The sequence below is a fragment of the Streptomyces sp. iso_384 genome (assembly GCF_056172905.1).
Window position 1 is genome coordinate 314,403 of sequence record NZ_JBWBTT010000001.1, and the last position, 13,961, is coordinate 328,363.

Annotated in this window: 14 protein-coding genes; 3 read left to right on the forward strand and 11 right to left on the reverse strand. The window is 70.7% G+C overall.

The features are described from left to right. Positions 1-74: 74 nt before the first annotated feature. Positions 75-413 (reverse strand): MerR family transcriptional regulator, encoded by a 339-nt coding sequence (locus AC0VY3_RS01365; RefSeq protein ID WP_242738758.1) that lies wholly within the window; start codon positions 411-413, stop codon positions 75-77. Positions 414-1,034: 621 nt separating this feature from the next. After that, positions 1,035-1,958 (reverse strand): mycothiol synthase, encoded by a 924-nt coding sequence (gene mshD / locus AC0VY3_RS01370; protein WP_103510980.1) that lies wholly within the window; start codon positions 1,956-1,958, stop codon positions 1,035-1,037. Positions 1,959-2,189: 231 nt separating this feature from the next. Here mshD and AC0VY3_RS01375 point away from each other — a divergent pair, with 231 nt between their 5' ends. From AC0VY3_RS01375 to AC0VY3_RS01385, 3 genes are all read left to right on the forward strand, one after another. Further along, positions 2,190-4,001: a bifunctional metallophosphatase/5'-nucleotidase gene (locus AC0VY3_RS01375; RefSeq protein ID WP_103510979.1), complete on the forward strand. Its 1,812-nt coding sequence runs from the start codon at positions 2,190-2,192 to the stop codon at positions 3,999-4,001. A gap of 188 nt (positions 4,002-4,189) precedes the next feature. After that, positions 4,190-4,867: a hypothetical protein gene (locus AC0VY3_RS01380; protein WP_475548706.1), complete on the forward strand. Its 678-nt coding sequence runs from the start codon at positions 4,190-4,192 to the stop codon at positions 4,865-4,867. Positions 4,868-4,945: 78 nt separating this feature from the next. Next, positions 4,946-5,344: an MFS transporter gene (locus AC0VY3_RS01385; protein WP_258047290.1), complete on the forward strand. Its 399-nt coding sequence runs from the start codon at positions 4,946-4,948 to the stop codon at positions 5,342-5,344. 206 nt (positions 5,345-5,550) lie between these two features. Here AC0VY3_RS01385 and AC0VY3_RS01390 read toward each other — a convergent pair whose 3' ends face one another. The 9 genes from AC0VY3_RS01390 to AC0VY3_RS01430 all read right to left on the reverse strand — a co-directional run bounded on the left by AC0VY3_RS01390 (position 5,551) and on the right by AC0VY3_RS01430 (position 13,922). Then, a complete protein-coding gene (locus AC0VY3_RS01390; RefSeq protein WP_103510978.1) occupies positions 5,551-6,276 on the reverse strand; it encodes a hypothetical protein in 726 nt (241 codons plus the stop codon). Positions 6,277-6,539: 263 nt separating this feature from the next. Beyond that, entirely contained in the window at positions 6,540-7,136 is a 597-nt protein-coding gene (locus AC0VY3_RS01395; RefSeq protein ID WP_103510977.1) for a hypothetical protein, read from the reverse strand. A 45-nt stretch (positions 7,137-7,181) separates the two neighbouring features. Next, positions 7,182-7,706 (reverse strand): hypothetical protein, encoded by a 525-nt coding sequence (locus tag AC0VY3_RS01400; protein ID WP_103510976.1) that lies wholly within the window; start codon positions 7,704-7,706, stop codon positions 7,182-7,184. Positions 7,707-7,849: 143 nt separating this feature from the next. Beyond that, positions 7,850-8,428: a hypothetical protein gene (locus AC0VY3_RS01405; RefSeq protein WP_475548707.1), complete on the reverse strand. Its 579-nt coding sequence runs from the start codon at positions 8,426-8,428 to the stop codon at positions 7,850-7,852. Between the two features lie 10 nt (positions 8,429-8,438). After that, positions 8,439-8,957 (reverse strand): SigE family RNA polymerase sigma factor, encoded by a 519-nt coding sequence (locus tag AC0VY3_RS01410; RefSeq protein ID WP_103510974.1) that lies wholly within the window; start codon positions 8,955-8,957, stop codon positions 8,439-8,441. 366 nt (positions 8,958-9,323) lie between these two features. Continuing rightward, the gene (locus AC0VY3_RS01415) at positions 9,324-11,087 is read right to left on the reverse strand and encodes an immunity 49 family protein (RefSeq protein WP_103510973.1); all 1,764 of its coding nucleotides are present in this window, start codon (positions 11,085-11,087) and stop codon (positions 9,324-9,326) included. 120 nt (positions 11,088-11,207) lie between these two features. Continuing rightward, a complete protein-coding gene (locus AC0VY3_RS01420) occupies positions 11,208-12,338 on the reverse strand; it encodes a hypothetical protein (RefSeq protein ID WP_475548708.1) in 1,131 nt (376 codons plus the stop codon). 265 nt (positions 12,339-12,603) lie between these two features. Next, positions 12,604-13,338 carry an isochorismatase family protein gene (locus AC0VY3_RS01425; protein ID WP_475548709.1) on the reverse strand — a complete coding sequence of 245 codons (735 nt, stop codon included), beginning with the start codon at positions 13,336-13,338 and terminating at the stop codon, positions 12,604-12,606. After that, the gene (locus AC0VY3_RS01430; RefSeq protein WP_475548710.1) at positions 13,335-13,922 is read right to left on the reverse strand and encodes a cysteine hydrolase family protein; all 588 of its coding nucleotides are present in this window, start codon (positions 13,920-13,922) and stop codon (positions 13,335-13,337) included. Before AC0VY3_RS01430 ends, AC0VY3_RS01425 begins: the two co-directional genes overlap by 4 nt. Between the last annotated feature and the right edge of the window lie 39 nt (positions 13,923-13,961).

Consider the following 13,961-nt stretch of genomic DNA (forward strand, 5'->3'; position numbering starts at 1 on the left):
AGTAGTGAAAGGGTGGTGCAAAAATGGGGCGGCGTCAAACGACGCCGCCCCACGGGGGAGTTCGGGTGGTGCGATCAGGTGTTCGGCGGAGTCGGCGCGCGGTCGGCGCGCAGCTCCTCGTTGATGCGCTGTGCCTCTTCCAGCTGGTCCTCGAGGATGACGATGCGGCAGGCATCCTCGATCTTCGTGCCCTGGTCGACCAGTTCTCGGGCGCGGGCGGCGATGCGCAGCTGGTAGCGGGAGTAACGGCGGTGGCCTCCGTCGGAGCGCAGCGGGGTGATCAGGCGGTTCTCGCCGAGCGCGCGGAGGAAGGCGGGGGAGGTGCCGAGCATCTCGGCCGCCCGGCCCATGGTGTAGGCGGGATAGTCGTCGTCGTCGAGCTTGTTGGTGGGGCGGGTACTGCTAGGGGGCATAGCACCTCTTCTTTCGGGGACACGTCGGGGGGCCCGAGCGCCTTGCGGCGCTCGGGCCCCGAGCTTTCAACACCATCTGCCGGCCGACTGTGCCGGCCCATCTGTTCCGCCGGTCCGCCCGGTAGGGCGGGCAAGCGGGGATCGCGGATTCTTGACCGGGGACCACCTTCCGTTCCGGGGCCTGCGGTACCCGAGCGGATACTTCCTCGCTCAGGCGATCCTGATGGCGTCTGCTCCTTACCTCGTGCGGTTCAGTGTTTCGGTACTGCGGGTACTGCGGGTACTGCTGGAACTGCCACTGCGGTACTGCGGTGTTGCACGCGGCCCCTGGGGCCGCCCGGCCCGGCAGTCAGTGGGGGAACCCACCGTTTCCGGCTCCCTCGCTCCACTGCCGTTCCGCTCACTGCTCTGTACTGCTCTGACCTGCATGCACGGCAGTTCGTGTCTGCCGTGCCCTCTTGTCTTCCGGCTACGAGGAAAACGCTAACCCCACCGGGCACCGGATGTCTACCGCCGCCACGATAGATTTTCTTCGGAGTCAGGTGCGGTACTTCTGCGACGCCGAAACTCCGTAAGCTGTAGCGACCGGCGGACAGCCGGTCGAACGGCGGACGCCCGGCCTCAGGACTCCGTGCGGTACATCAGATCCACCTCGTGCGTGGTGAAGCCCATCCGCTCGTACACCGTCACGGCCGCCGTGTTGTCCGCGTCCACGTAGAGCATCGCGGTGGGCAGCGCCTGGGCCGCCAGATGGTGCAGGCCGATCGAGGTCAGCGCCTTGCCGAGGCCGCCGCCCTGGGACTCGGGCAGGACGCCGACCACGTACACCTCACCGAGCTGCTCCTCGGCGTGCACCTTCGTCCAGTGGAAGCCGACGATCTCCCCGTCCTGCTCGGCCAGGAAGAAGCCCTTCGGGTCGAACCAGGGCTCCGCCTTGCGGTCGTCCAGGTCCTGCTGGGTCAGCGACCCCTGCTCGGGGTGGTGAGCAAAGGCGGCGCGGTTCACGGCGAGCCAGGCGGCGTCGTCACGGCCCGGCTCGAAGGTCCGTACGGTGACGCCCTCGGGCAGCGCCGGCTCCGCGAGGTCGAGCGGGATCAGGCTCCGCCGCAGCTGGCGCAGCTCGCGGAAGAGGGAGAGGCCGAGGACCTGGGCCAGGTGGCGGGCCGCGGAGCTGCCGCCGTGCGCCCAGACCCGCAGCCGCTTGCCGGTCGCGGCGAGGAGGGCCGCGCCGAGCGCCCGGCCGTGCCCGCTGCCGCGCAGGTCGGGGTGGACGACCAGCTCGGCGGCCGGGGCCTCGACCGGGTCGGTGTCCTCCAACTGGGCGTAGCCGGCCAGTGTTCCGTCGACGGTGAGGAGGAAGTGCCGTACGCCGTCGCGGTGTCCGCCCCGGATCCGGAGTCTGCCCTGCTCGGACACCGCCTGCCGGCCGTCGGACCGGGCGGCGTCGGCGAGCAGGGCGAGGACGGTGTCGGCCTGCTCGGAGTCGAGTGCGTCGAGGGCCTGAATCTCGCGTCCGGGAGCGGGGAGGGGTGCGTCAGTCGTCATGCCTCCGAGCGTACGGCGAGCGGGAGGAGGGGCGGGGGCATGCGTCCTCGGTAGGCGGCGCGGGTGTCTTCGACGGGCCATTTGGCCGGATGGCAACCAGTCCGTAACCCCGAACACCTGTTGCGCTACGCGCGTTGACTCTAGGCTGCGGCACGCAGCATTCCCGTCGTGGCACCACAGAACCACCGACAGCACCGACACCACCGACAGCACTGACTCACAAGGGGACCGATGTCAGCGACTCCGCAGAAGAACCGTGCGACACGGCGGGTGCTCGCCGCCGCAGCCGGTCTGGCCACCGTGGGCGCGCTCGTCGCCGCGATGCCGGCCGACGCCCATGACCGTGGCCACGGGCACGGCCACGGCCACAAGCCCCGTACCGTCGACGTGCAGTTGCTGTCGTTCAACGACCTGCACGGCAACCTGGAGCCGCCGGCCGGATCCGCCGGTACGGTCACCAAGACGCACGCGGACGGCACGGTCGAGGCGATCCCGGCCGGTGGCGTCGAGTACCTGGCGACCTCGCTGCGCACCGCGCGCAAGGGGAACCCGTACTCCGTCACCGCGGCCGGCGGCGACATGGTCGGCGCGAGCCCGCTGCTGTCGGGTCTCTTCCACGACGAGCCGACGATCGAGGCGCTGAACAAGCTCGACCTGGACGTCACGGCGGTCGGCAACCACGAGTTCGACGAGGGCGCGACCGAGCTGGCCCGCCTCCAGAACGGCGGCTGTCACCCGGTCGAGGGCTGCTACGAGAAGGGCAAGAAGTTCAAGGGAGCGGACTTCCCCTACCTCGCGGCCAACGTGACCAAGGAGAAGACCGGCAAGCCGCTGCTGAAGCCGTACACGGTCTGGAAGAAGAACGGCGTCAAGATCGGCTTCATCGGGGTGACCCTGGAGGGCACGCCGGACATCGTCACCGCGAACGGCGTCAAGGGCCTCAAGTTCCACGACGAGGTCGAGACGATCAACAAGTACGCCAAGGAGCTGGACCGCAAGGGCGTCAAGTCCATCGTGGCCCTGATCCACGAGGGCGGGGCCCCGGCCTCCACCTCGTACAACTACGACTGCGACAGCCCCGGCGCGGGCGACGGCATCTCCGGCCCGATCGTCGACATCGCCAAGGGCATCACGCCGAAGGTGGACGCCCTGGTCACGGGCCACACCCACCAGGCGTACGTGTGCACCGTCCCGGACCCGTCCGGCAAGCCGCGCATGGTCACCTCGGCCTCGTCGTTCGGCAAGCTGTACACGGACACCACGCTCACCTACGACCGTCGCACCAACGACATCGTCCGTACGTCGGTGAAGTCCGCGAACCACGTCGTGACCCGGGACCAGCCCAAGGCCGCCGACATGACGCGCCTGATCGACCGCTGGAACAAGCTCGCCGCCCCGATCGCCGACAAGCCGCAGGGCTGGATCAGCGCCGACATCAACGGCCGCGGCTCCACGGCGCCCGAGAAGCCGCTCGGCAACGTCATCGCCGACGCCCAGCTCGAAGGGCTCGCCCCGGCCGACAAGGGCGGCGCGGAAGTCGCGTTCATGAACCCGGGCGGCATCCGCTCGGACCTCGTCCACAAGGCGTCCGGCAGTGAGGGCGACGGCGTCGTCACGTACGGCGAGGCGTTCACCGTGCAGCCGTTCACCAACATGATGAACGTCGTCGACCTGACCGGCGCCCAGCTGGTCACCGCCCTCCAGCAGCAGGTCAGCGGCGGCAACGAGGCCAGCCCGAAGATCCTCCAGGTCTCCAAGGGCCTCACCTACACGCTCGACCTGACGAAGAGCGGCGCGGACCGCGTGGTCGCCGACACCATCAAGCTGAACGGCGAGGCGATCGACCCGGAGCGCACCTACCGGGTCGCGATGAACGAGTTCCTCGCGGGCGGCGGCGACGGCTTCGCGGCCCTCGGCGAGGGCACGAACAAGCTGGTCGGCGCGTCCGACCTGGACCTGTTCAACGCCTACCTGGCGGCCCACTCGACGGCCGCCGCCCCGCTGGCCCCGCCGGCGACGGACCGGATCACGGTCATCCAGTAGGCGCCATATGAGGTGAAGTCGGGGCGGTGGGCCTGCGGGCCCGCCGCCCCTTCTCGCGTCCTGTCCCTGTGTCTTGCCGGTGCTTCTCGCCGACGCTTCTGGCCAGGCCTTGTTGACCCTTAAAGTAGGCAGCCTGTCGACGGCCGACCGTCGGACGCACCGCTTCCCAGTCCCAAGGAGCATGCCGGGTGAGCAAGGTCATGACCATGGACGGCATCCGGCGAAGGCTTCCGGACCACACGCCGGATTCGGTCCAGAACCTGGTCTATCTCCTCGACGGATCGGGACTGCCCGAGGTCATCGGGTACGTGGAGCGCGAACTGCCGCCCGGCGGCATTCCCGCCTACCTCGCCGCCCGGAAGAGTGGCGCCCGTACCTTCGCCCTGTGGACCGACGCGCACCGCCGGGACCGGGTGGCGACGGTGGTGACCCTGTCGGCCACCGGCGGTGTCTCGACGTTTCACGTGCTCGGCGTGCACGGGGAGCTCATCGGCACGATCGTGCGCGAGAAGGCGTTCCGGGGGAGGGGGCTGCGCACCCGATGGACGGTGACCCCGGCCGGCGGGGCCGAAGCGGTGGGGTACAAGGGCCGGATCCTGTGGTGGTTCGTGTGGTGGCTGTGCCTGCCCGTGATGGTGCTGCTCCTCATCCTCTCCATCTTCGACAGCTCACCCGGCGTGGGCGGCGCCGCGCGCGCTCCCCGGCGGATCAGGTGGCGGGCGGGCGGCCAGATGCCGCTGGAGTTCCGGTCCGGCGGCGACAAACTGCATCTGCACGCACCGGGCCTGGACTGGCGGCTCGGGGCGGCGCTGGTCTCGCTGGTGCGCAGCTTCGGCTCGCACCACTGGGACGCCCTGAAGAAGTGACGGCGCGCCGCGTCGTCGCCGCCTCCTCGTTCCCGGTGAGGGTGGTGTTCCGGGGCGGCGCACAGGAGAATTGGGCCCATGTCCGACCAGCCGCCGCCACCACCCCCGCACCGGCCCCGTACGCCCGGTGCGCCCAAGTGGTTCGTGCAGCCACAGGACCGGGAGATCACCCCCGGATACCGGCGCCGGGCGAGCATCCTCACCCGGGCCGCGTTCGTCCAGGGCGCCCTCATGGCGGTGGCGCTCGTGGTGAGCATCGTCTTCCTTGTCCGGGCGGACCAGGACACGCGCAACGCGGCCTACGGCTATCTCGCACTCGTCCTCTGGGTCGGCATCGCCGCCGGGGTCCCGGTCCTGCTGGCCCTCGCGATCCCCGGCGCACGCATGAGGCGGCGGGTGCGGGAGCAGGACCGGGTGGGGAACCCGCCTTGGCAGGACGCCGCCGGGGGCAGCCGGTCGCGGACGCGTTGCGGGTAGCCGAAGGCTTCCGGCTCGCGCAGGGCGGCGGCGACGCGTCTCACCGGGTGGCGTGGCGGGCGATCCGGCCGGGGTACGGGCACGTACCGGCGCACGACCCGGCCGGACGGCGGTGAAAGACGAATCGCGTAGGGGTGCCCCGGTCATCGAGGCTGAAGGCGGCAGCCCTTTCGCGATCGGCCTTTCCTGCCGGGCCGTCGCTGTACTCAGGGCCGGTACAGCGACGTCAGGCCGGTCACCCGGCCCGTGCCGTCGAAGACCAGGTCGTACCCGATGCCGCCGGAGAGGGTGGGGTCCAGCCGGGCGATCAGCGTGACGAGCCGGTCCGGGGAGTATGCGAGCAGTTCGGCGCGGCTCGTGCCGGCCACTTCGTCGCGGACCGGGACCGCCAGCAGCACCCGGCCGTTGTCGGCCATGGACACCGTGGTGAAGGGCCCCGTGCCCGGGGTGATCTCCCAGGTGTCGAACCGGGTGTTGATCTTCTTCTGGGCGGACCGCACGGACAGGTAGGTGCGGCCGTTGTCGGCCCATGCCTTGCTGATGGTCACGAACTGCTCGGTGCCGGCGAAGGGGGCGTTGCCGGTCGACGCCGAGGTGTCCTCGGGGGCTGTCGGGGTGGCCGCTCTGCTTTCCGGGGCGGAGACGGCGGGCTTCCTGTCGGTGTCCGTCCGGAGGCCCCTACGGTCGTCCCGCTCGGAAGGAGCGGGAGGAGAGGCCTTCTTGCCTCCCTCGGCGGTATCGGCGGACTTCCTGCCGTCGTGGGGCCGGCCGTCGTCCGTCGCGTCGCCGGCCGTGGGGGACGGGGCCGCTCCTGCGGCCGCGGCGGGCTCCAGGCGATGCGAGGGCTCCTGGCCGCAGCCGGTCAGGACGAGGGCGCCGAGAGCGACAGCGGTGAGCCAGCCTTTGGCGGAGTGGCGGCGGAAAGCGTTCATCGTCAACTGCTCCTATGGTGAATGCGTTTCAGTGCGGTTGGGATACATACTCTCTACGCCCCGCACCGCCCCCCGGGTTGCACCCGAATCAGGAATTCTTTTTCCGGCTCCTTCGGTCGTCCTGCCGCAGAAGCCAGGAAGATACCGGCCGATCGGGGCAGGCCTGCGGGAACGCGAAATTCGCCCCCGAGCGAGCGTGTTCCGGGGGCTTTCCGGTTTCTGTCGATATTCCGTGGAGGAGTCGGTTCTTCCAGTTCAGGGGATCACTCGACGGTCAGCCAGTGGGCTTCCCGGAGTGACTGCACACGGCCCTCGCCGTCATAGTCGACGGCGAATACCCACTGCGGACCTCCGCTCAGGATTTCCACCAATTCGCTTGCTCGCACGTCCTTCGCGCTGCCGCCGACCACATGCTTCACTTCGACCGGGGTTTCCCGCTTCAGGGTCAATTCGTGCACTACTCCGGTGCGAACGACGGCACCCTTTCCGGTGTGCACCTGCGCCACGGTGACCTGAACCATATTTCCTTCCAGTGCCACCGCGTCGTAAACGAAGCCGAGTTCGGCGGCGTATTCTTCTCCCCGTGCCGGCGTCGGGATCATGAACGGAGAGACGCTCGCCGCTGCCGTCGGCAGCGCCGCGGGCGGTGCCGGCACCGGCCCGGTCCGGACCACCGACAGGACCCCCAGCGTCAGGGCCGCCGCCGTCACCACGCCGCCCGAGGCCCGAGCCGCCCGCTTGCGCCGCCGACGCCTGTCCCCGCGCGCTCGGACCTGCTCCGAGGCCAGCGGTACGGCGTGCCGCCGGCCCGAGGCGGCAAGGTCGGCGAGCCGGCTCTCCAGGCCGGTCCCATCGGCCATGTCCCACCTCCGCTGTGGTTCTCGGGAGATCCAGGCGTGCCCGGATCACGGCGTGTACAGCGACTGCACCTTGGTGACCTGCCCTTCTCCGTCGAAGCTCAGATCGAACCCGGCTCCTTCGCGGGTCCGGGGGTCCAACTGCGCCAGGAGCGTGACGAATTCGGCCTGCGAGGCAGGTACGGGTTCGCCGCCGCTGGTCCCCGGGGCGTCGTCGCGGATCGGCACGGTCAGCAGTACCCGGGCGTCCTTCGTCAGCGTCACCGTGACGTATTTCCCCGTGCCGGGGACGATCTCCCAGGTGTCGAACTGGGTGTTCTCCTTCTTCTCGGCGGACCGCACCGACAGCTTGGTCAGTCCGCCCTCCGTCCAGGCCTTGTCGGCCGTCACGAACTGCTTGGTACCGGCGAACGGCTTCTCGGAGGCCGATGCGGTCGCCGTGGCCGGCGCCCCTACCGGTGAGGGAGCCGCTGCGCTGCCCCCGGTCGTCCCGCCGCAGCCGGTGAGGGCAAGGGCGCCGAAGGCGGCAACGGTGAGCAGGCGCAACGTGGCCCGGCGGCGTGCGGCGTGCATGGTCAACGGTCTCCTGGATATCGGTGCGGTCGGGTTACACCGTCTCTACGCACCACACCACCTGCCGGGTTGCATCCGGCCGGAACGAATTTCCGGCCCGGGCCGAACGCCGCCCGGCCGACCGGGACGTCACGTCCCGGAGGTCATTCCAGGGTCAGCCAGTGCGCTTCGCGCAGCGACTGAACCCGGCCCTCGCCGTCGTAGTCGAGCGCGAACGCCCACCGCGGCCCGGCCCGCAGCCGGTCCACGACATCACCCAGCCGCATGTCTCCCGGCTTCCCCCCGGCCAGGTCCCGCACCTCGACCGGGGTCACCGCCGGCAGGGTCAGCACGTGCACCACGCCGGTGGGCACAGCCGTGCCCTTCTCGTCACGAAGCTGCTGGACGGTGGCCCGGACCCGGTCCCCGTCGAGCGCCACCGCGTCGTACACATAGCCGAGTTCGACCGCGTACTCCTGCCCCGGTGCGGGCGTCGGGGCCACGAACAGGGGAGCGCTCGCGGACGGGCCGGGACCGGTGGCGGTCGGTGCCGGCTCCGGCCCGGGGCGGACCAACGACAGCCCTCCCACGACCACGGCAGCGGCCAGCATCACGCCGCCCGAGGCCCGAGCCGCCCGCTTGCGCCGTCGACGCCGGTCCCCGCGCGCCCGGATCTGCTCGGCGGCCAGCGGCACGGCACCCTGCCGCCCGTCGGCGGCCAGGCCGGCGAGCCGCTCGTCCAAGCCGGTCTCCTCAACCACGTTCCACCTCCGAAACCCGGCCCGCGCGCGGATCCAGCTCAGTATCGGCCAGCAAGCGTGCCAGTGCGGTACGGCCCCGGCTCAGCTGCGCCTTGACCGTACCGACGGGAGAGCCGGTCTCCTCGGCGACCTGCTTCACCTCGAGATCGCACAGGTGGTGGAGCACGATGGCGCGGCGCTGCGCTGCGGGGATCTGCTTCAACGCCGCCACCAGCAGCACATGGTGGTCGTCCGGCGGAGGCACGTCCGGGGGCGGTCCCTGCCGCTTCGCGAAGGTGAGGGAGGTGCGCACCCGACGCCACCGGCTGACCGCCAACCGGTAGGCCACGGTACGCACCCACGCCTCCGGCGCACCGTCCTTGTCCAGTGCGGCCCGGCGCTCCCAGGCCCGTACGAAGGCTTCCTGGACGACGTCCTGCGCCTCGGCACGGTCACCGATCATGGCGTACAGCTGACCGATGAGCCGCCCCACGCTTCCGGCGTAAAAGGCGTCGAACGCCTGCTCGTCCATCCCCACCCGGTCTTCGGAGGTCGCACATACTTGAGGCGGCACACATATTCGGACGTGCGAACACTGCCACCCGGCACGCGTGCGACGCAAGGATCGAGTGTGTCACCGGTACCGACACGTTCGGCCCCCCGAGGGCCCGCTCGCAGCCTGCGACGTCTTCCGGCAGTCCTGCGCGGAGGGCCTGGGGCGGCGAACGAGAGGCCTTGTCCTTGCCGGATCTCCTGGAATGCCGGTACGCCCGGTGCGGTGGCTGATCTGCCGGCACCCTGAACGACGCCTCCGCCGGACCCCGCCCCATGAGGAGCCGTACTCACGCACTCGCGTCTTCACGGAGTCAGGGCGGGATGCGCGCGTTCTGCCCGCCCGTCAGGTCGGGAACTCCCCGCACCACTCCCGGCCGATCAGGTGCTTGGGCAGGCGCGGCAGCGCCGTGTCCACGGGGAAGTCGCCGTCGTGGGCGAGGCAGGCCAGGGCGAGCGGGCCGAGGGCCACGTGGCTGCGGGGGGCCGGCGAGCCGGTCCAGTAGTGGTCGTGGTGGGCCACGGCCTCGGTGAGGGTCTCCGCGAAGGCCTCGTGGTTCCCGGTGATGAGGCGGTGGAAGAGGGCGGCCGGCTGGTAGTCGATCTGGTTCAGCAGCGCCGGTGAGGTGCCGGTCGCGACCTTGGGGTCGGAGGTCTCCATCGTCGCGATGAGCTTCTGGGCGATGTCGTCCAGGGGCGCGCCGCGCCAGTAGGTCTGGAGCGTGTCGATCCAGTGGAACAGATAGGCGTCCTGCAACGGATCGGCGCGGCGCAGGTCCTCCAGCGGGACCCGCGCGAGCCGGGACAGGCGGTCCCGCTCGCGGCAGACGAGGGCGAACCAGAAGGCGTCCAGCCAGGCGCGGCCGTTCGCCTGCGGGGACGGGCCGGTGGCGGGCAGGGTGACCATGCGGTCGCCGATGCGGTACTCCGCCGAGCCCTCGTCCGACAGCGTGGTCGCGAACAGGGCGTCGCCCAACTGCATCGCGGTGACCCAGGCCTCCCAGGTCTCCAGTTTCCCGCTGTCCGGGTCCTCGGCGCAGGCGGCGAGTGCGTGCGCCGTCGCCGCCCGGAAGGCCTCGGGGAGTGCGGCCGGGTCCTGGGCGAGGCTGGATGTCAACGAGGCTGGGGACGCGGCCGGTTGGGTGGTGCCGGGGGTGGTGCTCGCGGTGGTGGGCGGCTCCTGCTCGGGCCGGCCCTTCGCGTGCAGGCTCCTCATCAGGTCCATCAGCTCCGGCGGCGGCACGACCTGCATCGCGCGGGTCTGCTCGTCGAAGGCGGTGAGGCGGACCAGGCCGTCCCGACGCCACCAGTACAGCAGCGGGTTGATCGGGCCTGGCCCGTCCTCGTACGCGCCCATGGCGTACATCCCCAGGTCGTTGACCGCGTCCACCACCGAGGCGTCGACGATCGGGTGGAACGCCAGCAGGTGCCGGGTCGGTACGACGACGAGCGCCCCGGCCTCCGGCAGGTCGTGGCCCGTCAGGGTGCGGGCCAGGTCGCCCAGGACGAGTGCCTTGCTCGCCACGAAGTGGGAGTCGCCGTACACCGAGTGCAGGAGCGCGCCCGAGGGCGTACGGATCTCCTCGTGCTCCACCGGCTCGGCCAGCAGGTTCGTCCGGCCCGCCGCCTTCAGCGCGTCGAGGCCCGCGCGTTCGACGTCCGCGTCGGTCAGCATCCGTACGGCGTCGGGGGTGTCCAGGGCGAGCGCCGTCATCAGGCCGTCGGCCGCCGGCCAGGCGTAGCGGTGGCCGGCCCCGTCGCCGGCCGGCAGCGCTTCGGTGGGCAGCAGGCGCAGGACGGCCCGGCGCAGCAGTTCCTCCGCGCTCTCGCCCCCCTGCGCCACGGTGTCGAGGGTGGTGAAGTGCTGGGCTATCAGCGCGGGCCAGTCCTCCGGGGCCGCCGCCCCGCAGCGCTGCGCCAGCACGGTGATGTCGTGCGTGGAGCGTTCGCGTACGGCCGTCGCCCCGTCCACCTGGGGGCGGGCTCCGTCCCGTGCGCTCAGGTCGTCGGCCACCAGGCGGCGCAGGTGGTCGGCCCGGCCGGCGGTCAGCGCGGGCAGATGGGTGTCGGCTTCGGTGCCGCTGTTGCTGCTGTTGTTGTCCTGGGTCACCCCGGAAACCCTACTGAGGGGCTCCCTCTCCCGGAGCGGGCGGCCGCCGGCTCCGGGAGAAGGGCGCGCGGACCAGGACCTGTCGTCAAACTGCCGCCTGCCGGGCGAAGCAGACCCCGGTCACTTCTTGACCGGGCACACCGCGCCCGCCGCCATGTTGTACGTCGGTGCGGACTTCGTCACCTCGCGGCCGGTGCCGAGCTGGACGAGGATCTCGTCGGAGAGCAGGTCCTCCTTGCCCTTCAGGGCGTCCGCGACCTTCGTGTCCTTGGGGAACACCAGCTCCGCCGCCACGTTGTCCTGCACGATCCGGGCGAGGTTGTCGAGGGCGGTGAACACCGGGTCGACCGGGTTCTCCAGGCCGGGCAGGTCGATCAGGTGCGTGGCGACCTTCGCCGGGTTCATGCAGTCCTTGATGATGATCGTGTTCTGGTTCAGCACGCTCGTCGTCCACTGCGAGATCACCACGCAGTACAGGTCGGCCCAGCCGGCCTCGCCGACCTTCGTGCGCCAGGTCTTCATCTGGTCCTGCACGCCCTTGATCTGGGCCTGCGCCGCGTGCTCCATGTTGGTGCGGATGTCGGGGTAGACGCCGCCGGAGAAGTCCTCGAAGGTCTTCATGTCGAACGACCGCGCCGTGACAGAGGCGTCGATGAACCGGAGCGCGGCGTCCAGGATGTTGCCGCACGACGTCGTCAGCGCGGCCGGAAGCCCGGCGTCGGGCAGGTTCCGGCGGGCGGTCGTGAGCGTGGCGGCGTAGGCCTGGAGGGGCGGGATCCACGCGGTGGAGGTGTGGTCGTCGAACGCCACCATCAGCAGGTCGTGCGGGTCGATGCGGTCGGCGTTCGGGAGGTTGGGGATGTGGTCCGCCAGGTAGGAGGCGATCACCGAGAAGATCCCCAGCGGTACGTGGGCGATGGACTTCGCCAGCTCGAACGTCTCCGAGACGGGGTTGGCGCTCTCCTGGCCGTTCTCCGTCACCAGGGTGAACCGGCCGCCCTTGGCGTCGTTCTGCACGACGATCACCGGCGAGAGGTGCTTGACCAGTTCTGCTTTGAGTACGGCGTAGTTGGTGCGCATGCCGGCGTTGACGGCGAGGAGCGAGTCCTTCGCCTGCTGCGGCGGGACCTTCGCCGCGCTCGTCATGCCGTCGGCGGTCGCCGCCGCTGCCTGCGGGGTCGCCGCGTAGCCCAGGAGGGCCGCGGTGCCGATGCCGGAAGCGCCGGTTATGAAACCTCTGCGGGTAGCCATCTTCGTCTTCTCCGTAGGTGATGGTGGTGCGATCTCTGGCGGAGTGGGGGGAGTCGGAGGGTCTGGAGGGTGGAGGGGAAAGTGCTCATGGGGTTCACTTCCGTTGGGGGGAGTGGGGGGCTGTGGGGGTGTGCGTGGGGGAGCCGGGCTTGGGGGCCGGTGGGGCTCGATGGGCTTTGCGAGGCACGGGGGTGGTGGCGCAGGGCGCTGTTGAGCGCGCTTCCCGCGGCCACCACCGGAGGGGCGGTCGGGCTGAAGTGGTCCCCTACTTCAGGGACTTCTGCGTGGGGACCACGACCCCGTAGAGGTCCTGGACCGTGGCGAGCGCCGAGGCGTGCAGCTGCTCGGACGGGATGCCGTTCGGGTTGCCGTTCAGCGGCAGCGGACGGGTCGCGGAGGCGTCGGCGACGACGGTCGGGTGGTTGCCGTTGAGGAACGCGCCCTGCGTGGTGAACAGCGTGCACATGTTGGTCATGAACCCGGCGATGATGACGTTCTCGCGCCCGGCCTTCTTGACCTCCTCGGCGAGGTTCGTGTCGTGGAAGCCGTTCGGGACGCTCTTCTCGACGACCGGTTCGCCCTTGGCGGGCTTCAGCGCCGGGACGATCTGTCCGGCCTCCGACGAGAGGTCGTAGCCCTTGTCGACGATGTGGATGACCGGCGTCTTCGCCGCGCGGGCGCGCTTGAGGAGGGCCGCGGTGTTCTCCACGGCGGGCTTCCAGCCGTCGAGTTCCATCACGCCCTCGGTGTAGGTGTTCTGGTAGTCGACGAGGATCAGCGTCGCGTCGGCGAGCGTGGCGGGGGTCTCGTCGAGCTTGTTGAGTTCCCGCAGGGTCGTCGTGTCCTCGGCGACGTTCTTCGCGGGCGGGCTCGACGGGGCCGGCGCGCTCGGAGCTTCGTCCTTGCCGGTCGCGGCCTCGGAACTCCCGCCGCACGCGGTGGCGGTGGTGGCGAGGACGGCGGCGACGCCGATCGCGGTGGCGGTACGGAGCAGCTTCATCGGGCGATCTCCTTCTGGGATGCGACGACGACCCCGTACAGGTCGCCGATGGTGGCCAGGGCGCTGTAGTGCACCTGGCAGGCGTCGAGGTCGGTCCCGGCGACCGGCAGCGACCGGGTCGCGCAGGCGTCGGCGACGACGGTGGGCCGGTTGCCGCGCAGGAACGCGCCCTGCGCGGTGAACGCCACGCACATGTGGGTCATCCAGCCCGCGATGATCACGTCCTGGCCTTCGGGAACGTGCTCGCCGAGGTCCGTGCCGTGGAAGGCGTTCGGGACCTGCTTGACGACGACGGTCTCTCCGGCGGCCGGGGCGACGGCCGGGTGGATCCGTCCGATCTCGGCCCGGATGTCGTACGGAGTTCCCTCGCCGCCGTCGTTGATGACGTGGACGACCTTCGTGCCCGCCTCGCGGGCCCGCTCCAGCAGCTGCGCGGCGGCGTCCAACGAAGCCTGCCAGCCGTCGAGTTCCATCACGCCCCGGGTGTAGGTGTTCTGGAGGTCGATCAGGATCAGCGTCGAGCCGGTCAGCGTGGCCGGGGCCGCGTCGAAGCCGTTGAGTTCGCGCAGGGTGGTTCGGGACATGGGTGTACCGCCTCGGGGGGTCGTGCGTCGGGGTGAGGG

Excerpts from the sequence above, each read along its gene's own strand:
- AC0VY3_RS01365 (WP_242738758.1), bottom strand. The coding sequence starts at position 413 with ATGCCCCCTAGCAGTACCCGCCCCACCAACAAGCTCGACGACGACGAC.
- mshD (WP_103510980.1), bottom strand. The coding sequence starts at position 1,958 with ATGACGACTGACGCACCCCTCCCCGCTCCCGGACGCGAGATTCAGGCC.
- AC0VY3_RS01375 (WP_103510979.1), top strand. The coding sequence starts at position 2,190 with ATGTCAGCGACTCCGCAGAAGAACCGTGCGACACGGCGGGTGCTCGCC.
- AC0VY3_RS01385 (WP_258047290.1), top strand. The coding sequence starts at position 4,946 with ATGTCCGACCAGCCGCCGCCACCACCCCCGCACCGGCCCCGTACGCCC.
- AC0VY3_RS01390 (WP_103510978.1), bottom strand. The coding sequence starts at position 6,276 with ATGAACGCTTTCCGCCGCCACTCCGCCAAAGGCTGGCTCACCGCTGTC.
- AC0VY3_RS01395 (WP_103510977.1), bottom strand. The coding sequence starts at position 7,136 with ATGGCCGATGGGACCGGCCTGGAGAGCCGGCTCGCCGACCTTGCCGCC.
- AC0VY3_RS01400 (WP_103510976.1), bottom strand. The coding sequence starts at position 7,706 with ATGCACGCCGCACGCCGCCGGGCCACGTTGCGCCTGCTCACCGTTGCC.
- AC0VY3_RS01410 (WP_103510974.1), bottom strand. The coding sequence starts at position 8,957 with ATGGACGAGCAGGCGTTCGACGCCTTTTACGCCGGAAGCGTGGGGCGG.
- AC0VY3_RS01420 (WP_475548708.1), bottom strand. The coding sequence starts at position 12,338 with ATGGCTACCCGCAGAGGTTTCATAACCGGCGCTTCCGGCATCGGCACC.
- AC0VY3_RS01425 (WP_475548709.1), bottom strand. The coding sequence starts at position 13,338 with ATGAAGCTGCTCCGTACCGCCACCGCGATCGGCGTCGCCGCCGTCCTC.
- AC0VY3_RS01430 (WP_475548710.1), bottom strand. The coding sequence starts at position 13,922 with ATGTCCCGAACCACCCTGCGCGAACTCAACGGCTTCGACGCGGCCCCG.